Origin of the sequence: Citrobacter sp. RHBSTW-00887, from assembly GCF_013728095.1 — a bacterium.
GTDB classification, from domain to species: domain Bacteria; phylum Pseudomonadota; class Gammaproteobacteria; order Enterobacterales; family Enterobacteriaceae; genus Citrobacter; species Citrobacter braakii.
On sequence record NZ_CP056268.1, the window covers coordinates 260,991 to 282,560 of the forward strand.

25 protein-coding genes are annotated in these 21,570 nt (G+C 47.9%); 23 read left to right on the plus strand and 2 right to left on the minus strand.

Annotated features, from left to right (window positions below):
• Window positions 1-34: 34 nt before the first annotated feature.
• Window positions 35-493, minus strand: a complete 459-nt coding sequence (locus HV314_RS26960) for an RES family NAD+ phosphorylase (RefSeq protein WP_008786589.1) — start codon at window positions 491-493, stop codon at window positions 35-37.
• Window positions 490-930, minus strand: coding sequence for a type II RES/Xre toxin-antitoxin system antitoxin (gene parS, locus HV314_RS26965; protein ID WP_007372301.1), 441 nt, complete (start codon window positions 928-930; stop codon window positions 490-492). Before parS ends, HV314_RS26960 begins: the two co-directional genes overlap by 4 nt.
• A gap of 154 nt (window positions 931-1,084) precedes the next feature.
• Here parS and HV314_RS26970 point away from each other — a divergent pair, with 154 nt between their 5' ends.
• From HV314_RS26970 to HV314_RS27080, 23 genes are all read left to right on the plus strand, one after another.
• Window positions 1,085-1,402 (plus strand): hypothetical protein, encoded by a 318-nt coding sequence (locus HV314_RS26970; RefSeq protein ID WP_016241555.1) that lies wholly within the window; start codon window positions 1,085-1,087, stop codon window positions 1,400-1,402.
• 41 nt (window positions 1,403-1,443) lie between these two features.
• The gene (locus HV314_RS26975) at window positions 1,444-2,286 is read left to right on the plus strand and encodes a hypothetical protein (RefSeq protein WP_007372303.1); all 843 of its coding nucleotides are present in this window, start codon (window positions 1,444-1,446) and stop codon (window positions 2,284-2,286) included.
• Window positions 2,258-2,536 (plus strand): hypothetical protein, encoded by a 279-nt coding sequence (locus tag HV314_RS26980; RefSeq protein ID WP_007372304.1) that lies wholly within the window; start codon window positions 2,258-2,260, stop codon window positions 2,534-2,536. Before HV314_RS26975 ends, HV314_RS26980 begins: the two co-directional genes overlap by 29 nt.
• A gap of 59 nt (window positions 2,537-2,595) precedes the next feature.
• Window positions 2,596-3,039 (plus strand): hypothetical protein, encoded by a 444-nt coding sequence (locus tag HV314_RS26985; protein ID WP_007372305.1) that lies wholly within the window; start codon window positions 2,596-2,598, stop codon window positions 3,037-3,039.
• Between the two features lie 286 nt (window positions 3,040-3,325).
• Complete coding sequence (locus tag HV314_RS26990) at window positions 3,326-3,490, plus strand: hypothetical protein (protein WP_007372306.1); 165 nt, start codon at window positions 3,326-3,328, stop codon at window positions 3,488-3,490.
• A 567-nt stretch (window positions 3,491-4,057) separates the two neighbouring features.
• On the plus strand, window positions 4,058-4,900 hold the full coding sequence (locus HV314_RS26995) for an HNH endonuclease signature motif containing protein (RefSeq protein WP_007372307.1): 843 nt from the start codon (window positions 4,058-4,060) through the stop codon (window positions 4,898-4,900).
• A 1,128-nt stretch (window positions 4,901-6,028) separates the two neighbouring features.
• Window positions 6,029-6,550, plus strand: coding sequence for a hypothetical protein (locus HV314_RS27000; RefSeq protein ID WP_007372310.1), 522 nt, complete (start codon window positions 6,029-6,031; stop codon window positions 6,548-6,550).
• A gap of 46 nt (window positions 6,551-6,596) precedes the next feature.
• A complete protein-coding gene (locus HV314_RS27005) occupies window positions 6,597-6,866 on the plus strand; it encodes a hypothetical protein (RefSeq protein ID WP_008786584.1) in 270 nt (89 codons plus the stop codon).
• Window positions 6,867-7,529: 663 nt separating this feature from the next.
• Complete coding sequence (locus HV314_RS27010; protein ID WP_007372312.1) at window positions 7,530-8,783, plus strand: ParA family protein; 1,254 nt, start codon at window positions 7,530-7,532, stop codon at window positions 8,781-8,783.
• Window positions 8,780-9,784 carry a ParB family protein gene (locus HV314_RS27015; RefSeq protein WP_007372313.1) on the plus strand — a complete coding sequence of 335 codons (1,005 nt, stop codon included), beginning with the start codon at window positions 8,780-8,782 and terminating at the stop codon, window positions 9,782-9,784. Before HV314_RS27010 ends, HV314_RS27015 begins: the two co-directional genes overlap by 4 nt.
• 39 nt (window positions 9,785-9,823) lie before the next feature.
• Window positions 9,824-10,309: a hypothetical protein gene (locus tag HV314_RS27020; RefSeq protein ID WP_172745723.1), complete on the plus strand. Its 486-nt coding sequence runs from the start codon at window positions 9,824-9,826 to the stop codon at window positions 10,307-10,309.
• A gap of 40 nt (window positions 10,310-10,349) precedes the next feature.
• Window positions 10,350-11,981: an AAA family ATPase gene (locus HV314_RS27025; RefSeq protein ID WP_224771500.1), complete on the plus strand. Its 1,632-nt coding sequence runs from the start codon at window positions 10,350-10,352 to the stop codon at window positions 11,979-11,981.
• A gap of 137 nt (window positions 11,982-12,118) precedes the next feature.
• Window positions 12,119-12,343 (plus strand): hypothetical protein, encoded by a 225-nt coding sequence (locus HV314_RS27030; RefSeq protein ID WP_009653090.1) that lies wholly within the window; start codon window positions 12,119-12,121, stop codon window positions 12,341-12,343.
• Between the two features lie 279 nt (window positions 12,344-12,622).
• Entirely contained in the window at window positions 12,623-12,940 is a 318-nt protein-coding gene (locus tag HV314_RS27035) for a hypothetical protein (protein WP_007372316.1), read from the plus strand.
• 1 nt (window position 12,941) lies between these two features.
• Window positions 12,942-13,691 carry a hypothetical protein gene (locus tag HV314_RS27040; protein WP_045269635.1) on the plus strand — a complete coding sequence of 250 codons (750 nt, stop codon included), beginning with the start codon at window positions 12,942-12,944 and terminating at the stop codon, window positions 13,689-13,691.
• A 20-nt stretch (window positions 13,692-13,711) separates the two neighbouring features.
• The gene (locus HV314_RS27045; protein WP_016241554.1) at window positions 13,712-14,398 is read left to right on the plus strand and encodes a hypothetical protein; all 687 of its coding nucleotides are present in this window, start codon (window positions 13,712-13,714) and stop codon (window positions 14,396-14,398) included.
• A gap of 158 nt (window positions 14,399-14,556) precedes the next feature.
• Complete coding sequence (locus HV314_RS27050) at window positions 14,557-15,732, plus strand: ParB/RepB/Spo0J family partition protein (protein ID WP_007372318.1); 1,176 nt, start codon at window positions 14,557-14,559, stop codon at window positions 15,730-15,732.
• Window positions 15,733-15,917: 185 nt separating this feature from the next.
• Window positions 15,918-16,427: a hypothetical protein gene (locus tag HV314_RS27055; RefSeq protein WP_223307977.1), complete on the plus strand. Its 510-nt coding sequence runs from the start codon at window positions 15,918-15,920 to the stop codon at window positions 16,425-16,427.
• Window positions 16,424-16,792 carry a hypothetical protein gene (locus HV314_RS27060; protein WP_007372320.1) on the plus strand — a complete coding sequence of 123 codons (369 nt, stop codon included), beginning with the start codon at window positions 16,424-16,426 and terminating at the stop codon, window positions 16,790-16,792. The genes HV314_RS27055 and HV314_RS27060 overlap by 4 nt, the downstream gene beginning before the upstream one ends.
• 14 nt (window positions 16,793-16,806) lie before the next feature.
• On the plus strand, window positions 16,807-18,219 hold the full coding sequence (gene dnaB / locus HV314_RS27065; RefSeq protein WP_007372321.1) for a replicative DNA helicase: 1,413 nt from the start codon (window positions 16,807-16,809) through the stop codon (window positions 18,217-18,219).
• 122 nt (window positions 18,220-18,341) lie between these two features.
• The gene (locus HV314_RS27070) at window positions 18,342-18,542 is read left to right on the plus strand and encodes a hypothetical protein (protein WP_007372322.1); all 201 of its coding nucleotides are present in this window, start codon (window positions 18,342-18,344) and stop codon (window positions 18,540-18,542) included.
• A 126-nt stretch (window positions 18,543-18,668) separates the two neighbouring features.
• Complete coding sequence (locus tag HV314_RS27075) at window positions 18,669-19,034, plus strand: hypothetical protein (protein ID WP_008786579.1); 366 nt, start codon at window positions 18,669-18,671, stop codon at window positions 19,032-19,034.
• 89 nt (window positions 19,035-19,123) lie between these two features.
• A complete protein-coding gene (locus HV314_RS27080) occupies window positions 19,124-21,559 on the plus strand; it encodes a phosphoadenosine phosphosulfate reductase domain-containing protein (protein ID WP_007372324.1) in 2,436 nt (811 codons plus the stop codon).
• Window positions 21,560-21,570 lie beyond the last annotated feature (11 nt).

Here is a 21,570-nt window from a genome sequence, read left to right on the forward strand (position 1 = left end):
CTCAGTTCGTCAATGCCGGGGAGTTGCCTGTGTGTTATTTCAGGCGGGAATCAAACCGGAACGGAATTTTCTTAACCGTAGCCATCAGGTCAAAGAGTTCAGGGTGTGCCGGATTCAGCAAGTAGTTAAATTCAACCGGAGACAACGCACTTGGAATACGCAGCGCGATAGAAGAACCGCTTTCAGCCCAGTTATCACCGTAGAGCGCCAGCTCAGCAGGAGCATCCTCACTCGCCCAGTTATCAGGGAGACGGCTCATGTCGAAGGTCTGGATCTGATCATCCGGTACATCAAGACTCAGCAGTGTAAAGTCGTCCAGTAACTGCGGCGCGTGAATGTGTACCAGCGTTTCAAGCATGGTAAGGCTGGCCGTTTCAGACAGGTAGACCATTGCAGTGCCTACGCTGTTCCAGCGGCCCCCCGTTTCTTTCGCACCCAGACCAGACCACGCAGTCATCAGATAACGGGTCTTGGTCAGTCGGTAAAGGATCACGAGTATACCCCGTGCTCAATACGCGTAATCAGGCGCATCACTTCAAGCGCACCTGTCTCAGAAGAAACAAGCTCTGCCGGTGATTTCCAGCTCAGACCACGGTTCGCTTCGTTCAGCCATTTGTGCGCCGCTTCTTTGTCACCTTCAAACAGCTCTACAGCGCGTTCAATTACGCGGATAATGCGCACCAGACGTTCGCTCTGATCGGCAGTGAAACGGTCTTTGATGCTACGATTAAACGTCGTATTAGGTATACCCGACATTTTGCGCAGCTCAGACGGCGTGATGTTAGCCCATTCAGAAATGTGCTTAGCTACTGTGCCATCGAGACCGTGATTGATTTTATCCATCAGCGCGATACCGTCATTATCCAGCCCAGCAACCTGCCATAAGCAGTGCTGATTCGTTTTGGTAACGTCTGGAGAAAAAACTTTCATCGTCATAACTAGCCCTCCCATTTGGTAATTCAATTATACCATATGGAACACTAACGGCAATCTTTTAACCATCAGACAACCTCAGCGCCCTTCGTCACCAGCCCCACCTGCCAGATAATAGGTCAATAACGACAAAACTATGACAGGGGGCATCATGCCGAATCTCTTACGTTATGACCAACTGGACTCCTCACGTCAGCCAGCAGCGCGGGCATCAGCCGCTAGTGGCGAATTATGGTGTGCCCGCAACAACGTAAAAAAGCAGGCGGCAGCGTCAAAGGCCGCAATTCACCAGGCAATCAATGATCAGCACCGCATTACCCGGCTGCGAAACACCTTTTCGCTCGCGAAGGATATGCGTGAAAAGCCGGTCGTCTGGATTGAAAAGCGCATCCTCGAAAATCTGTGCATGTTCAATGAGCAGGACGATATGTACCTGTTCACGCAGCAGAACTTTGTCAGCAAACTCTGAACCTCCGGCCCGGCTCGTCGGGCCATTAAAAGGAAACCGATATGACAGACTTCATTGATAAACTGGCAGCGAATGGTGTGGCCTTTACCCTTCAGGACGGACGAATCATCGTTGAAGGCGATCTTCGTGTCGGGTTTACGCTTGAGCCAGAAGATCCGGCAATTCCCTGCGACTATATTCCCGCGAATCTGACCGTGACGAACACCCTGACCATTCTGTCGGGCATTCATAGCATCCCTGCCGGGCTGGTGGCCCGCAATCTGTTTATCAGCTACTCTGAGCTGGAATCTCTCCCTGACAACCTGACCATTACCGGTACGCTCATGGCGAATTCTTCACGTCTTAAGTATCTGCCGGAAAATCTGACGGTGGGCCGCGTTCTGGACATCATGTGTACTGATATCGCCTATCTGCCGGATACGCTGAAAGTAGCTGGCAGTATGATGCTGTCAAACACCCGTATTACCACTTTGCCGGATAACCTGCATCTTGAAGAAAATCTGGCCCTCGAAGCCATGCCGTTGCAAGCGTTGCCAAAAAACCTGAAAGTGGGCCACAGCCTGTATCTGGATGCTGTGGCTCTGAAGCGGATCCCTGAGTGTATATCGTGCCCCGTGATTAACCTGGTTAACCCTGGTAATTTTGAAAATGTCGCGTCAGTCACCGGTATCGGCGGAAAGCCTAACCGCCATGTCTATGCGCTACGTACAGCGCTTGGCGTTCGCGTATGCATGTACGATTTGTCTGTAGACCCGGAAATATTTGGTCTGCTGGTACGTGGCATCTATGATGAACCCACGGCTGAACTACTTGATAAGGCCGCACAACAATGTATTCAGCGTCTGGAGGATATGTATGCTTCTGAAAACGCAGTTCGGCACTGACTCGGGTATGATTTATACCCGGAAGGTGTATCTGCATTACACCGACACTGACGGGCATTCACGCAGCAAGCTGATAAAAGGTTACTACTACCCGGGCGAAGTCCCGGTTGAGTCGTTTTCAGAGCGGGCACTTGCTCCTGGTATGCGCCAGCTGTTGAGTTGCCGCTGCGGCGCAATAAACTGGGTCGCAACTGGTGGTATCAACGAATACCAATGCGACTGCTGCGCAAAGGAAATAACCGTTTACTGACGGTCTGCACGGGGATACCGTTCGACCGGCATACCCATGACAATAAGAGCAGGTGCTAAATGACAAAAGAAGAATCACAATTTTATGCTGGTGCAATCTGGGCCGCATCGACCATTTACCGGATGCATTCTGACTCGGTGGTAGCGAAAGATTTTCTCCGTGAAATTAACGATCTGGATGTGGCAGCAAAATGTGGTGCTGAGTACGACGTTCTCCCATTACGCCTGTTTGTTTTGCGCGATTTACCATTGGGCCACGATGCGGATTATGAAGCCATCAGCTTCGGGCCGGTAGACCGTCACGGCAATATCATCTGCGATCACTCTCAGACTTCGGTCACCGATATCTCCGGCCAGCGAGCGTATGGGGTTTATGCCCGCCGTGCGGGTGAGTCGAATCTGACGCTCATCGACAATCTTGATGATGAAGAAGAAGCCGAACCACTGGCGAAGGTGCTGGCTGAACAGCTCCAGCAAATCAAAGAAGGTCGCTACGATATTTAAGCGTTAGACCACGTACTGCTGGTGGCAATACACTGGCGATTAAGGGGGTTAAGTGACTTAAATGATCCACTGACCTGTCTGTGTAAAGCCTGTTTATCCCAAAGCCGTCTGGTTCACCAGGCGGTTTTTTTATGCCCGGAATAGCAAGCACAACACAAAACGAAACCGATATTATCTTTCTGAAAATACAGGGCTTTTTATGCCCTGGTTTTCTTCGTCACCTGAGTCACTCACCAGATACTGGATACAGAAGCCACAACATGTAACCCGTTATCAGGAGCGACCCATGAAAGCACAAGCTGTTCGTAATCACTCTTTTGGCTCACTGAAGCTCAGCGCAAGCAATGCGGCAGCAGCCGCGCTGGCGCACCCGGTAACCCATTTCTTCATGCTGTTCGCCATCGTGATGTACCTGGTCTATGGCGGTGTAGTACTCGGCATTAAGCCGTAGCATTCCCTGTGGCCGGTCGCCCAACCGGCTTTGCCTCCAACCCTTCTGGAGGTAGTTGTTAACTTCCCCGGTAAACCGGGGATTTTTTTACCCGTAGTTCCAGCGTTCGCCACTGGAGCTAAAACCCACCAGAGCGAATTCCGTAACATAAGCGCTTCTTCTACGTCCGATCAGTACCTTACCCTATGAGCAACCCGTCACACTCTGCTAGCCTTCCTCCCGGAATGAACGACACTCTGATGTCCCTATATATCGAACCGGATATGCCTGGTATCGATGATCTCGTTATAACAATTATTCGGCTTCGGCGTGAGGGCTGGACAGCATCTGAACTGACTTTCCGTATACTTTCGTCAGTTGCATATCAGGTGATTCCTCCAGAGGCGTTTACCGACCCTAAGCATCACCTCCTGAAAGAGTATGTCAGTTTGTCCCGTGAGTTCGGCCTAGTAAGCGGGGCAAGACATAATGCTCACCTCCGTGGTGTCATTCGCAGAGGGATAATGTCGGGAATAGATAGAGCAGAGGTAATACGCCGCGTTCTTTTCTCCCCGCACTATTCAGAACATGAGGAAGATAACCAATCTGATTCGTTCCCTCGTTCGTCGTAACAACCGGGTGGCATTAACGCTTTTTCCCCGAATGTTCCGGTACAAAGCCTTTGGCGTGGTTGAAACAGGATCTGGTTATCCGCGACGGCCTGAACATCAGGAATCCAAAGTTTGTCTACTGGCAGGATATCTCAGAGTCCAGGAAGAAATTCGTGCTTCTCAGGCCCGTCTGGCTTTACTAAATACTGAAATCGAAAAGGAGAATGCTCAGGAGTACGCACGTAACAAAATTCCGGCATCACGGTTGGCTCACTTCAGGCTCTGGTTCACTCGCCGATTTGGTAATGACACATCCCGTTTGATTGAGTCCGTGGACACCTACTGCGAGGAGCAGAATCCAGTAATGGATGAGCAACCGGCTGTATTGCCATTACCACGCGGTCACCTCCCCCATGCAGATATCCGTATGCGCTCCCCGAGCTTCCGCCGAGAGGTTAGCGTTCGCGATGTGCATGTCCAGTCTCAGTTCCGTGAGTTGGTGGATAAGAATTTCGGAAGCCTGTGCGCGGTATCGGGCAAACACCTCAACGGTGTGCTGGAGGCAGCACATATTGAACCAACATCCGTAGCAGGCTGCTATAACGCCAGTAACGGCATTTTGCTATCACCAACATTCCACAGGCTGTTTGACACAAACATGATGGGTATTGATCCTGATACACTACAGATTCACTTCGCCAGCGGTATAGAGTTCCCTGAGTATGAAGGGGTCTGTATAAAACCGTTGTTCTACAATCTGGATAAAAACAGGCTCGGGGCAAGATGGCTTGAATTTAAAGTGAAATCACCTGCGGAGTAAGCCCTCTCCCCTCTTCCATCTCCCTGCCCTATCCAATCTATTTATTGGAAAGGCATAGCAGCATGGAGATAAGTAGCACACAAGTAACTCACCGATAATTCACATAAAAACCATATCAAAACAAATCAATCAGTTTATCGCATTTCCTAGCGCACTTTTAATTCACATTTTATGGACTTTTAATCCAATCCTCTCCTGTTCACTTTGAATTTAAGTGATATCAGTGAATGATAAGGTACGAATAATTCACTAAATAACAACTATGTAAATTCAACAGCATAAAAACCAGAGCGCTATCTTCGGACTGGTTCCAGTAATTGATGGTTTGAGTCCGGCCCGCATGTCATACTGATTTATATCTTTCGTGTAGCCCTGCGGTAGGCACGATTTCATCCCAATACATCCAGTGGCATGTGACTATATGATCGACCAAGCAGAGTTAATGAAGAGTGTTTTAGCGGTTCTGCAAGCCAGAAACGTGTCATTATCAGAGAGCCCTACGCGAATTCTGATGATGCTTCCAACACGGTTACGCGTGAATGTCACTGTAATCGATGCTCAAAATGAACCGTTAACCGCGACACTGATGCTGGATCAGGAAGGTCAAGTGACCTGTAAGCTGGCAACAGACCCCGCTGATACCGTCGTTGATATCAGTCGATATAGAGTATGATTTAAATCTTCGCGTTCCAGCCAGCCGTTCCCAGCTTCGTTGTAGAATATTGCAATAAGCCAATCCCCAGCCAGCCCTGTAATGTAACCGAAGAAAATCGTGCGCAATGCGCACGTAAAAATGTCTGCCCGCCACGCGGGCAATCGCCGTCCAAAAGCTTCGCTCTCAAGCGAAGCAGGCACGGCATGTAAATTCGAATAGAGCCCTCACGGGGCGATTAGGCGAATTCGCGGCCCGCTAGGGCAAAGTCTCAAAGCGTATGGGGGTTAACACCCCCAAAACGCTGTGGAGACTGTTGTGGCTTTTCGGAACTACGATCCCGAAGTACTGACTAAGGGTTGCGGCTGCCACCAGCCCGGCTATCAGGCGACCCAACAATTATTTCTCCGTATCACTTCGTCACCTGCTCAAGGTGATTGAAAATAGAATCACAATTAGAAAGCGGGGAACACACAATGAACACTCAGACAAGAATCAAATTGAAAGGCCTCAAAATCTATACTGGCATGAGCCAGGAAACAGTCTGCTTTAACGCTACTGTCCTCTTCGACGGGCTGAGCATAGGTACAGCTGATAATGATGGGCATGGTGGCGAAACTCGCGTACTGTTCGAACCAGGAAAAAAAGAGCTGTTCCGCCAGGCCGAATCATATGCGAAGGGTCTTCTGCCAATCTGCCTTGGCGAACACAATGGCAAGCCATTTCTCATAGACTCAAACCTGATTGAAGTAATCGACCAGCTTGTCAGTGACGAGGAGCGTAACCGGAAAACTAAATCAAGTTTCAAGAAGGTTTACCGCAAGAAAATCTGCGTCTTACGCGAAGGTAGACTTTGGACAGTGGGCTACAAAAGCCAGGCTCAATACGCTTCATACATCGCACAAATCAAAAAAGAACATGGCCCTGATATCGTTATCCTGGACGATTTGGAACATGATGAAGCTTTCGAGCTGTACAGTAAGCACTTATACGCCTGACCATCAAGCGTGGTAGAATTGGATAATTCTAGCGCAGAGGATCACTATGAAAGTTAAAGAGCTTATCGCCCAGCTTCAGCTACACGACCCTGATGCTGTTGTCGTAATTGCCGGATTTGAAACCCAGAGTACTGGACTGGTTGCCGAGGCCGATACTATTAAAGAATGCGTGACAGTTCCTGTCCAAGCGGACAGCATGACGGGTGACCGTTCGTTGGCAAAGGAGGGTTCACCTTCTGTCTGGTTGGGATGGGGGAATGATTACCGCACGGAGTTCTTCGTTAGTGCCATCAACGACCCGGACGAATTAGCCTAACTATATCGAATACCCAAGAGCCTCTACTTCAGAGGCTTTTTTATTTGATGGGTCTTACGGGAAACCTTGTCATTCATTTACCAATAGTTGCAGGGCGTATCCTCCAGCGCTAAGTCACTTAACCCCCTTAATCGCCAGCCAGCATCTCCGGGTTCTGCCCGACCCGTGGATTACTTAACACCCTTAATCGCCAGTCAGCCTCTCCGGGTTCTGCCCGTACCGTGGGTCACTTAACCCCCTTAATCGCCAGCCAGCCTCTCCGGTTTCTGCCCGTACAGTGGGTCACTTAACCCCCTTAATCGCCAGCCAGCCTCTCCGGTTTCTGCCCGTACCGTGGGTCACTTAACCCCCTTAATCGCCAGCCAGCATCTCCGGGTTCTGCCCGACCCGTGGGTTACTTAACCCCCTTAATCGCCAGTCAGTCTCTCCGGGTTCTGCCCGCCCCGTGGATTACTTAACCCCCTTAATCGCCAGAAGAGAAAGATGATGTGTCATTGAACTGCATTTCGAGATCGCAAAATGAAGAAAAAACAAAATAGAATGTTAGCGTCTCAATCTGATTGCCGTTACAATTATACGCATAGAGCGTCATTTTACGCATTATACGTAAAGTATACGCATATGCGTTTAAATTCATAATTCAGGTTTGAGGGTATGACGAGAATGAATCTAATAGATAAAATTGCCCTTGTCGGGCAACGCATGAAGTCCGAACAAATTTCATTGAAAGAATCGTTACTGGCTTCTTCCCGGGTATCTGTATCAGATGACAGTGTGGAGGGGGTAGATCGCCTTATCTATAACCACTGCCTGAATAAAAAAAATCTCTCCGACTTCTTTGGAAAATCTCGAGTTACCTTCAATAAAATTCTCGCTGATCTCGAAGAAAAAAGGCTGGTGGGTCAACCTATTTATCAGAACAAAAACCACCTTTATACCCGCTGGGATGTCCAGAATATTATGGATGCCCTGGGTTATCCGCGCTATAGAGATTACTACCAGAGCCGAACAATCATTGTTCAGAATCATAAAGGTGGGACAGGAAAAAGCACGACCTCAGTGGCTCTGGCTGTAGCAGCAGCACTTGATCTCCAGTTGAATGCCAGAGTTTTAGTAATTGAATGGGATCCGCAAGGCTCTATTGGTAGCGGTATGATTCAAAGCGTATCTGAAGACGACGTATTCCTGACTGCAATCGACGCAATCCTGGGCGTGTATGAAGAAGGTTCTGAATATAAAAAATACCTCGACATGGGTTACTCTGAGGCTGAAATCATTGAGAATATGCCGTTCTCAACCCATCTGCCAAATCTTGATGTAATTACTGCGTTCCCAACCGATGCGAGATTCAAAGATAAATACTGGCAGTGCAGTAAAGAAGAGCGCACTCAGTTGTTGCTACGATTCAAAGAAGTGATAATGCCAGTCCTGAAAGCTAAGTATGACCTTATTATCTTCGATACCCCTCCAGAAGACTCGCCAATTATCTGGGCCGCTGATGAGGCCGCTGACGGTATTCTTGTCGCAGTTTCTCCGCGAGAATACGACTATGCATCCACAACTGATTTTATGCTGACGATCAGTGAGCGATTCCGTCAGTCTCCCAATAAAGGTGAAAATATTAAATGGTTTAAAGTACTGGCCGTTAACGTCGATGATAAAAGCCCATACGAAAAAATAGTCCTCGATAAGTTAATTCGAACCGTTCAAGACCTGTTTATGGCAACCAATATCAAAAACTCTGAAGCATTCAAAGCAGCTGCGTCACGGGGTAGGTCGGTTCTCGATATTAAGAAATCTGAAGAGTTATGTTCACCAAAGCAGCTGGATATTGCCGAAGAATCCGTAATGTCCGTATATCAACAGTTTATTAATGAGATAAAGAGTTTTTCAGCGAAGGAAGGAGTTAACGCATGAGTGATGAACAGCATATCGGAAACGATAAATCGCGTTATCTAAATACGCCAAAGCGAACCGATGTAGGCCACCGTTCCGGGTTAGCTAACCTTAAGAGTCCCCCTCGCATTAAGAAACTCTTTACCCTTCATAACGGGCGAAAACTTGAAGCTGAGCACGTCACTGTAGCAGCTGAAAATGTCGCTACTGAGACCGCCGTTCACCCAATGAACCCGCGAAATCAGGAAGCGCTTACCACAAACGCAGTACGAGATATCCTGCAACAAATTGAGTCAAGGGGTGTTGATACTGAAGGTGTTGCCGTTAAACGTGATGGCGTGTACCTGCTTATTGAAGGTAGCCGCAGACGTTTTTGCTGTATTGCGGCTCAAAAAGATCTGCCTTTATGGGTGCTACCAGATGATCTATCAGCTGAGGACATCAAGGCGATTATTACCGCTGCACAAACATCACGCCGATTCTCATACCGAGAGGTTGGGCTTCAGTATCTGGAACTAATGCAGGAAAAAGGATTCACCAAAAATGAAGAGCTTGCCCTCTTTCTTGGCATAAGCCATGTGTCAGTCTTTAAACGTATTCAGGCGGCGCGTATTGACGGTTCGTTGATAGCTCTGTTCCCGGATTATGAAGGTATACCAAACTCCTTCTACAGCCGGTTGTCCAAACTTCAGAAATACGTAGAGAGCAACCTTTTCATTCTTGCAGATGTAGTTGATAGGGTGAAAGAAGAAATTGCTAATCTGGACATCAGTGACATCCCGGAAGCGCAGAAAATTGTCATGGCGCAGATCACAAAGGCGGTTGAATTACTCGATCAAAAGCCACCTGCAAAAAGTTGGGAAACCCGTGATCTGGCTAATTTTGCTAATAAGGACAAATACGCCCGTATCAGCAAAAATGCATCGGGCCGTAAAGTTCGCTTTGAATTTAACCGAATGAGTACCGAGCTCATGGCAGAAATTGAAGCATTTATTACGGATAAACTGAGTAGCGAAAAATAACAATTCGCCATTGCTTGATTATCGAAACTGCACCTCCTGGTGCAGTTTTTTTTTGGCCGCAAACCTATTCGTCAGGAGGAGACACCGGTTGATAATAGGAAAAAAACAGCTCATGAGGTGGCTATGCTTTCGGAAAAAATTGTAACCCTGTTTTCAAATGACGCATTAAAGCGTTTCACGATTCTTGAGGCTTACGCCGAGCTAAAACGTCAGGGTACTTTTAGCGTTTTCCTTTCGTTCATCGATCCTCGTACTGATTGTCTCGTAGAGGGTAACTTTCAATTCTACCCGAACCCCGTTAAGACCTACTCAAACATGGGAGTATGCTATCTCACTGAACATCTTGGGCTAACGTTAAAAATCCCAAGCTCTATGGAATGGTGGGCTACACATGAAAAGTCAACATTTCATAACCAAGACATCACCTATCTGAAGGAGGGTGAATACGTAAAGGCAACCATTAAACTGGAAATAGGCTCGCGGATCAGAGTTCCTAATGCGTTCGAAGTTGCCCCTTCCATGTGAACTTAAGGCATATCAAAGTAAATTACTGACGAGGACGGCTATGGCACTCACGATAAAAACAGAAACACTAAAAGCTACCACAAGCCCAACATTTGAGGCTTTACGTAATCGTTATAGCCACCGTAGTTCTGACGATGAGATTGCCGTCGATCCGCTATGTTTATCTCGGGATGATCTGAATGAACTTTTACAGGCATGTCGTGGTGATGGAGAGTCAAAAAATCGACGAGCTCTTGAATCGATCATCACTGCACTGGAAGGTGATTTCGATAAGCCTGTGAGCAGTTTTCCGGCATTCGGTCGTGTGTTACTACAGTATCTGAAGTCAAATCGAATTGATGGCTGGATATACCGACGCGGTCATGACGGCAACCTGTACCCCGGTCTTGTTACAGCAATAAAAGAAGTAAAATCAGAAAAAAACTCTGACCGTCCCCCATCACTATTGTTACAAATCAGCTGGTATGGGTTCGGCGAATATTCGCACTCCAAAAAGGTTTACGGAACCCAGCTTACCGCCCTGAATTTCGAGCCTAATGAGGTGGCGCGGCGCAGTGTCGCTAAGACACTGGCCGACCGTGATATCTACCATGAAACGCATGAGCTGAAACAAGAGTACCTGGAACAACTAACGCGGTTTAAGGAAGTGGTCGACGGGCAATTTGGCAATCAGTTTAAAGCAACCGGCAGGGCTGTCAGAATGGAATCGTATAGCTACAGCGACCGGAATCTGGAAATAGCAGGGCATAAACTGATACACGATTTGCCTGATAGTGAGTGCGATGCCTACGGTGCAGAAGTGGAGTCGCCTCTTTTTGAAGATGACCAGTTTGGCCTTTTACCCGAAATTCCTGTGCAGCGTTATTTTGATCTCTCGCTGCAAGACTTTATCTGGATACATGCCAATAACGTAGAACCATACAAGTATGATAAAGAACTGCCAAAAAAGATGGTTTTGCCGGAAGACCACCGTGATTTACTCGATATACTGACCACGGATATCAGCGCTTTCACCAGCGATATTGTTGAAGGGAAAAGCGCGGGTAACATCATCATGTGCGTGGGCTCACCCGGACTTGGGAAGACATTAACTGCTGAAGTGTATGCAGAGGTCATTGAACGGCCCCTGTACTCAATTCATGCTGGCGCACTGGGAACCAACGCCGATGACATTGAGAAAAATCTGCGGACGATTCTGACCCGGGCTAAACGCTGGAACTGTGTCCTGCTTCTGGACGAAGCCGATGTGTTTGTCATGCAGCGTGGAGCATCACTGACTCAAAATGCCATCGTTGCGGAGTTCCTCCGTACACTGGAGTATTTCGATGGGTTGATGTTCATGACAAGCAACCGGGGTAGTGACATCGATGAGGCTATCATACCAAGATGCGCTGCAATCATTCACTATGATGTGCCGGAGAAATCAGATGCCCAAAAGATCTGGAAGATTATGGGTGAGAACTTTGGCGTGAACATTCCTGATGAACTGGTCAGATCACTTGTAAACACTTACCCAGAACTTCCACCACGTGACATCAAGATGTTGCTACGGCTCACGTTGCGAATGAGCGTGAAAGAGCAGGGGAGTGGTAGCATCCCGACACTGGATATTGTGCGGAAATGCGCGATGTTTCGTGGGATAGAACGAAAGAGAAAAGAAAAAGCCCTGTGATAACGATGCCGGGTTCGCCCGGCATACAACCTGCTGGCCCAGCCCAAAGCAATCCGAGTTCTTCAGCAAAAGCAGCAGCGTGTCGGAAATAACTGTGTTATAACAATTCAGGTGATCATGATGAGAAGTTGATAACAATGTTTAAGCTAAGTCCCATAAGAAAAAAAACAAACAAGCTGCATAAACTCCTTAATAACGGCTATCGTTTCGTAATCATGCATGAAGATGAAATTATTGAACCCTTCCGCTACGAAATAGAAGCCAGACGAAAACTATTCTTTGGCAGAAAACTCCTTTCTATTTCCGACCTCATCGACTCAATAAACGATAGTGTAAAAACCCAAGCAAAACGCGCCCCTTAACTATTCGTCACCTGAATAACTCCAGCTATGATAAACATTATTATCAAGCTTAAAGGTGATACTTATGAAACCGTTTGGGATTTTCTATTCAGTAGAAGGCTGCACTTGTTCACTGTGCCGCTCGCGTGGCTATCGTAAAAACAATGCATACGATAGATCTCTTCGTGTAAGCAAACACCGCGCCCGTCAGCAGGCCAAGCGTGAAATCCGCTCCGCCGTATTCAGCATCGACAATTAAGAAAGGTTGATGATAAATAAGAAGAATAACGAGGATAACAAATGACTGATGAAAACCAAATAAAGGTGCTGTTTTGCATTCTGCGTCGTCGATTCGTGGATTATGTCCCTGAGTTTGAAAACTGTGTAGAAGAACGGGAAGTCATCAATGAAACGCCGAAGGGTTACCGTATGTCCGTCTCCTACGGCACATCAGTTTACCTGCACGCGGATTATGAGTTTTTCGAATCACGTCAGGCAGCGTATCAATGGTGCGCCCGCCGTGTGACCGCTAGCATTGAGAAGATGAAACAAAAAATGCAGGCGGCAGAAGCAACAAAAATAAAACTGATAGAAGCATCCGGGAACTGTGGCGAATAAGATGACACCACGTCAAATTATCCTCTCACATATTACAGCTGAGAAAGCACTCCCACGAGGAACGCTGATCTGGTTATTCTACGAGAATGCCGATGATTTAATCAGCCTGAATGAAGTGGACGATAATCTTGAAAGGTGGCATCAACGAGTTGGGTCGCCTGAAGAAATTCAGGTGATACTGGATATGCCTGATGACGATTCAGAAGTCTGGCTATTCAGCCCAACAAAATTATTCTCCCCACGGGTAAAAACCCCCGTTCTGACAGCCAGAGATAGGGCAGTTGCTCGCTATGGCGTTTCTCGCGTTATGACGGCGGAGAAAGTTGTTTTTCTGTATTCAGGGTATCTTCTGCACCTCTATAGACAGGCATATGGTTTCACCGGCCCTGCGCCTGAAGTTCGGGTCAACTGGAGTGCCAAACATTCATGGGGCGGCAGGAGCTCAATCACTATTTCACCATCGTCCATTTATCCTGACAGTGATACACCGCGCTATCGCTACCATGAGTACGCACATATAGAGCAGCGTAAGGACATCGGAGCATTTTATTCAATCAATCAACTGGATCATATCAAAGGCGTAGTGGCACATGAGCTTGCGCACTTTTGCCAGCGCCACACTGGAAAAGATAATTTTAAATTTGGTTTTCCGGTACTCCCTGAAAAAGATTTCAGAACGGCTCATGGTGATGGGTGGCAGTTCTTGTATGCATTTTTCAGAACAGAATTAAATAAAAGAATTCAGCGATAACCCAAAAAAAGGCATAACCAATGTACCTTCTTTCCATTTTATTATTTACATTTGTTTATCTGTTATCCTTTAATTCTGTTATAGAGGAAAATAGAGACCGCTATTCCATACAGACTTTTGCAATAGTGATGATCACGATATTCCTGATATCAATGCCAGTAACAACAACTTTTGTGTCGTTGATGCTTGAAGAAAACCAGAGAGAGCATCGTGATTTGATTTCCTTCCTGCAAATCAATTCCGTTTGGTTCGCAGGAGCCGGGGGGCTGGTGGCTATCTTCTTGTCAGCCCTGACAATGGTTCGCCTGAAGCAAAAACGTATCCGTCACAAAACATCGAACCTTAACCTCATCGTTGTGGGCCTTTTCGCGGGCGTAGTCTCTTTTGCCAGCGCGTATAAGCATCTAGCTTTCTTCAGTGGGGATGATGCGGGAGTGTTTTTATATGAGGCTATACCAGCCATCGATGACATCGACTGTAACGCGCCAATACTCCTGGTGAAATGGGAACCTGACTCAAAGAAGCCAACTGCATGGCGATGCCCTACGGGCGTTGCATTCAATATCAATAGTCCTACTCCATTCCTACCTTGGGGTTCATATGAGGAAGGGGAGAGTTCAAAACTAAATGAAGTGATGACAATTTTGATGAAAAATGCGGTCAAAATCGAAAAACGTCGCCATCTTGATGTCATCATTACGAGCTAAGGCCTTGTAATCACTGGATTACAGGGCTTTTTTATGTACCCGAAAAAAAAGAGACATTTTGTCCCCAAATACGCTTCGTCACCTGTTTGGTGTGTGTTTAACTGGATTTACAGCAAGCAACGAACCTCGCGACACAATAACTAAAGCGGAGAAACACCATGAACACCGACGTTAAAGCTATCTTCGAACAAAGCCGTACCCTGGAAAATCTGGAAGGCGCTGCGGTACTGATGCGCAGCTTAGACAAAGCGCCATCATCACTCCGAGCACTGAGCGATTTCGTAACCAAAGCGCGTAAAAGCGGCAATACGGAACAGTTCGAAGAAGCCGATATCGGGCGTAACAACGTCTTTGCGGTGAGCCCGTACTGGTTGTTTGTGGAAGAGGGACTGAACCTCCGCGACGTAAATTATGACCGTGCGGTAATGTTCAAACACGCTTATCTGGAACGTCCTCAGTCAGTGCCTGTCATCCGCGTTAAACCAGTAGTAGTGGAAGGCGTAACCCGCCTGAAAATCATTGATGGCCACCACCGTTTTGCTGGCCTGATGATGGCGATTGCTGAGGGCGCGAGCTTCCAGAAAATCACCGTCGAGGAATTTGAAGGCGGCAAGGACGAAGAAGTCTACAACATGATCGAGAGCGCCAACTCCCTTCAGTTGAAGATGGTGGAACGCGCTGAAGGCTTCAAGCGCCTGATTGGCTGGGGTCACACCATTGAGTCGATTGCTCAGCGTCTGGGTGTCTCTCTGGTCACCGTTCGCCGCAGTATCGTGCTGGCAAACGCTGACTTCAGCATCAAGATGCTGGTGAAAGAAGATAAGGTATCTGGTGACGTTGCCGTTGACGTTATTAACGAATGTCAGGGTACTGACCGCGACCCGTATGAAGTCCTGATGGAATCCCTGAAAAAGGCAGAAGGAGCTGGGAAAACCCGCGTCACTGCCAAATTCGTGAGTTCCAAGAAAAAGACTGGCCTGAAACCGAAAGTTATCCGTAAAACCTTCGACAGCCTGTTGCCAACCCTGAGCCAGCTGCGCGACCAGATCCCGCCGCAGCCGGAAGGTGAGCATGAAAATCAGATCGAAATTACGGAAACCGTGCCGGAAGAAGTCGTCTTACGCCTGACTCCTGAAATGGCCCGTACTCTGATGGCTACCCTGGCTGAACTGGAATCAGCAAAACAGGCAGAAGATGCTGAAGCTAATGGTGACAACGACGGTGATAGTGCTGAAAACAACGGCGGTGCTGACGATGCGACTGATGCCGATACCGATGGCGCTAACCAGCAGAATGGTGAAACTGAAGAGACTCAGCTGCACCCGGTGTACTAACCTCCCAGCAGGTCTTTAACAGACCTGCATAAAATTCCTTTTCATTCTGATGGGCCGGATAAACCGGCTCATATTTTTGCACATATAAATGGCCGCATTTTGCTGCCTTAAATTTTTCGATGATAGACAGGAGCGCATTAAAATATCAGGGTTATAGACTTTTTTGGATAGCAATGGGGGTCGCGTTGAATATTCAGACTAATTATATCGAGCTGCAAAATTGGCTCGAAAAGGCAAAAAGTATTTATTCCTCCGCAGGATGCCCGCACGAAAGAGTTGATGATGGCATTTTAAAAATTGCAATGCAGGTAGCGGCTATTAGAAAAACAAAACCAGATATGCTGCATGTATTCCTTCAGGAGTTAATTACTGAGTTCAAGGGTTATAAACTCATTCAGTGCCGATTCAATAAATCCAATTATGAGCATTTTGTTATGACCCCGGAAATTCAGATTCTGATCGGTGGTCTTATGGATAAAGCGTCAGAGGGAATAATGCTGGCTTCTATCTGCCACATGCTACAGGTAGATACGTTATCCGAACTTCTAAGCCTAATCCCAACGGGAATGCCAGACACCGATGTACTGGATGCGCTATGGCGTGATCAGAAGACGCCCGCAGGACTGAACCTGCTTGATGACTTCGTACTTCTGGATACCGTTGCGCTGGCTAATAAGCGGGGGATTGCTGCATGAATGTATCGGCGTTGATTAGTAGCCTCTATGTGACCGTTATCGCCGGGCAGGAGCTGGAAGCAAAAGCTCTGGAGCATCACGAACGCCGTACAGCTGGTCGATTTTGCCGAAAAACACTTTCTGTCCACGCGGTGAAGCGCAAGCCCGGGGTGGAATTTCTGGCGCGGCTGAAAGTCAATTACGCCCGCGCCAACCTGACAAACTGCGACCCCGGTACAGTAGCCGAGCTGAGGCTGGTGGGCCGCTCTGATGAAGCGAATGAGCTCTCTGAAGCAATTCTAAAGGCAATAGCATCCAGTTACCCGGAGTTGGTATCGGAATGCGCACGACAATTACAAAAACAAAAGCTATTCCAGAACCTCTGAGGCCACTTATGACTATGGCGGACATCTCGTTTACCGAAACAGGTGAGACAAAGCAAACAGCTGAATACAGCTTAAAAACCCCTCCGCAATCGATAGAAGCGGAACAGTCCGTGCTGGGCGGGTTAATGCTTGAAAACCAGAGATGGGATGATGTGGCAGAAATCGTTAGTGAGCAGGATTTTAGTTCTCGACCGCATCGCTCAATTTTCTCTGCAATGAGATCGCTCGTTGCGAATCAATTCCCGATTGATTTGATAACCCTCGCTGAGCACATCGAAAACGAGGGAGAAGGTAAGCTGGATAGTCTCGGCGGTTTCGCCTATCTGGCAGAACTGTCAAAAAATACGCCCAGTGCGGCAAATATAATTGCCTACGCGCAGATCGTCAGGGAACGTGCCGTAATCAGGGAAATGATAAAAGTTGCCAACGAAATAACCGAGGCCGGTTACAACCCGGAAGGTAGGACAAGTGACGAATTGCTTGATCTTGCAGAAAGCCGGATTTTCCAGATTGCAGAGCAAAGGGGAAATAAAAGCGGTGGGCCGGAAAATATCAGCAGCATTCTGGACAGAACCGTTACCAAGATTGAAGCCTTGTTCCAGCGTCCCCATGACGGGGTCACTGGAGTTGATACCGGCTACGTGGACGTGAACAAGAAGACAGCCGGTCTACAGCCCTCGGATTTGATTATTATCGCTGCCAGACCCTCAATGGGGAAAACTACGTTTGCAATGAACATCTGCGAGAATGTATCGCTGACAAACGATAAGCCCGTCATGATTTTCAGCCTGGAAATGCCTACGGAACAGCTCATGATGCGCTCACTGGCATCGCTATCACGCGTCAACCAGACCAGCATCCGAACCGGACAGCTCGATGACGAGGACTGGGCCCGGTTATCCGGCACAATGGGACTGCTGCTGGAAAAAAAGAACATTTACATTGATGACAGCTCTGGCCTAACACCTATGGACGTTCGCTCCCGGGCGCGTCGATTGTCCCGCGAACACGGTGGGCTTAGCCTCATTATGATCGACTACCTTCAGTTGATGCGTGTACCGTCGTTATCTGACAACAGAACTCTGGAAATTGCTGAAATCTCCCGATCTCTGAAAGCACTGGCAAAAGAGCTGAATGTACCGGTAATCGCTTTATCGCAACTAAACCGCTCGCTTGAACAACGTGCCGATAAACGTCCGGTAAACTCAGATTTGCGAGAGTCAGGCTCCATTGAGCAGGATGCTGACCTGATCATGTTTATTTACCGTGATGAGGTCTATCACGAAAATAGCGATATGAAAGGTATAGCCGAAATTATCATAGGTAAACAGCGCAACGGGCCTATAGGGACAGTACGTCTCACATTTAATGGTCAATGGTCTCGATTTGATAATTATGGTGGCCCTGAGTATCATGATGACGACTGACCATAAAAGCTACTGACCTTATCCTGATATTTAATTAAAGGTTTTCGACTGTTTAATTTCGCCAGCTGATTGGCCCGATAGATAATGGTTCTACGGACAGCAATCTTTTATATAGGTGTAAAATGAAAACGATACTCTCAGCTTTATTATTCGTTGTTTCATGGAATGCACTGGCACAGGATGAGGGAAATAGTGGTGATAAAAAGCAACAGGCAACGGCAACTATTCAAATTTCGATTACAATTTTACCCGAACCGGTAAAACCAAAGATCACCAAAGAACAGGTGAGTGATACGCTAACCGTCATTTCTTATGAATGGTAGCATCCAGACAACCAACGGTTAAGCCTGCTCCAGCAAAGAAAAGTATCTTTCTGAACATCACTTCGTCACCCGAATGCCTCGTGATTTAATAAGTAAACAAACCGGACAATATTCACGAGGTGTTTTATGACAAATGAAACTCAGAACAACGCATCCGCACCTGAAGAGTTAATCACGCGTATATCGCAGGTCATTAAACGCAAGGATGGATCTGAAGTGAAAATTACTGCTCAGGCTGCGTTCGGTGCAGGGTTAACTCGCTCTATCGATGTATATGTTCTTCGTCGGGATAATGCTGATTCAAACTGGCAAGGTTGCAGTAATCGACCAAAAGCAGGATGGCGGAATATGTCTGTAGATGAATATATCCGTGAAGGGCGCTCTGAAATGCTTAAGGCAGTTACGCCGGGAGAAATTCTAAAGCTCACAAATGCCATTGGCAAACCAATGAGTTGTCTTGATCAATTATTTCCATCCCCGATTACTAAATAAATCATTAAATAATACCGCTGGCCTTATTCGTCAGCTGGTACGCCCGTGTTTAAATAAATATACAAAACGAATAAATAAACAGGTGAACCATGCAACAGGTAATCGACTTTGGCACATCAGAACCGACCCTTGCCCCAATCCTTACCGGGGATAAATGGGATACGGTTTGGCAAACACTGGCTAATGACGAAGACCTGAATTATGTCGATGCCAGCACTGGCACGAGCATGGCCAATCTTATCACCACCGGCACAAACGCCATTTATAAAGCGCTTACTGACGGCTGGACTATGAGCCTGGCGTATTCATCAGGAAAGGACTCTGAGTGCGTTCTGCACCTCTTCCTGATGGCGCTGGTAAGGGCTACCCGCAATGGCACAAACATCAGCCAGCATCACTATGTGATCCACACCGACACGGGCATCGAGAATCCAGCCGTCCGCTGGCTGGCAGACACAAAACTCGCCGAACTTGAGGCATTCGTTGAAAAGCACCAGTTACCGCTGAGCATTGTAATTGGTAAGCCTGGACTGACATCTGGGTGGACTGGCCGCATCCTTTCAGGGCGAGGATTGCCAACATTTTCAAATAGTTCCGCCAGACAGTGCTCGATCGACTTGAAGGTCGATCCTGCACGTCGGGCCCGTGCCGAGTACATGCGAGGACTGCCTAAAGCCGTTCGTCAGCGCGTTTGTCTGCTGCTGGGTTCCCGTGATGCAGAGAGCACAACCCGTGCCATGAACATCGAAAAAAAAGGCGGGAGCGCTGAAGACGTTAAACAGACAAAAGAGGGCGGTGAGCTCTATCCGATCCGTCACTGGCATCAGGGGAACGTATGGGAATTCCTGCTATCGTCCGGGGATGAGGCTCGTTTTGCGTTACCCAGTTACCTGCCTAACAATAATGAAACTGCTGAGCTCTACAAAGAGGCTACGGGCGAATGTGTCTGGACGGGTTCTGAAAAAGCAAAAAGCGCCTGTGGTTCACGATTTGGCTGTTACCTTTGCCAGGCTGTAGGGCTCGACCGCTCTATGGAAAACCTGCTGAATGCCGACCCGGAGAAATATGGCTATATGGCTATCCTGAACCGGCTTCAGCGTTTCATTGCCAAACGCCGTTATGCCTGGGAAGACCGCCATCCAGTGGGCCGCACGGTATACGAAGGTGGGTATATTAAGATCCAGCCAGATGTATACTCGCCGAAATTCCTGGAACGTCTGTTACACATCTGCTGTAGCGCCGACTACGTAGAGCAGCAACGCGCCGATGACGTTGCCGAGAAACTCGCTTACGGCTTGCTGGAAGACAATGCGCATAACCGTCGCATGTCCCGGCCTCAGTTCCGCATCGTCAGCGAAGAAGCCGTTGTGCATGTCGATTTCATGTGGGCTTTCCATCATTTCAATGACAAGCCTTTTAGGGCACTGGAGATCTACCACCGCGTCTGGGCCCACGGCGAGCTGGATCTGTTGACTGATGAACCGACGATGCCTGTAGTCCCTCAGTCCCCAATCCCTAAAGCAGTCTGGCTGAAGGTGGGGAAATTTGGCGATGACTCACTATTTGATGGGCTGGCTGATCCTGTTGCGGAAATGACCTATTTCGACGGCGGAGATGACGAACGCGCCGCACGTGTCATCAAGACAAGAGACGGCCACCGTCGTGTTGTCAGTTTCAGCGAAGATAACGAAGTTACCGTAGATGAAGAGTCTGCAAGCTTTGTGTTATGGGTGGAATACCCACGCCTTAAATCTGCTATTGAGAGCGGGGCGTACACCGCTGGGAGCGCGGCGCAGTTCTACCTGCGTTTCGGCACGGTATCTCTGTGCAAAGGTAAGTCAGCCTTGTATCACAAAATGATGCAGCGTGGTCAAACCTACCATCGACTCGGCCTGACCGGATTCCAGTCGATGGAAGGGATCACAGCTCGAAAAGACCTTCGCATCCTCTCGACCGAGAAATACCAGCATGTTCTGAAAAGAACGCTGGAGGCCCGGATCATTCGTTTTAAATGGTGGGCTAACCTCGCTTTCACCATCCAGTACCACATGACCCGCATGACAGAATTTGGGTTCTGGCTGCATCGCGTCTTACGCCAGGAAAGCCATAACGAGCTTATGGACGAGAAAACGCTGTGCAAAAACAGCCTGGAAACTGTCCTGATCAACCAGACCAATGCCTGGTGTCTTGTGATGAGTGACGTGGGCAACAAACCTGATACATCAAATGCGCTGCGCCGCTACTGGAGACAGGAGCGGGCCCGAGCTTTCGCGCACTGTGCTTCAGTACCGGAAGTCCTTAAATCGCTGGTGGCTCGTGAGATGTTCAATATTTATCGACGTGCGCTTTATGAACTCAATAGCCATAAAGAGTTGAGCCTTGGCCTGATACACATACAGGAACTGGCAACTCAGAACGCGGACGCGTTACGGATCCATATCAAAATAATGATGCGGTTAATCAGGCTGTGGCAATTGTCAGGTTTAACAAGCATTGGTCAGAGTGAATTTTGTGAGGCGGCTTAACTGCCTGGAAT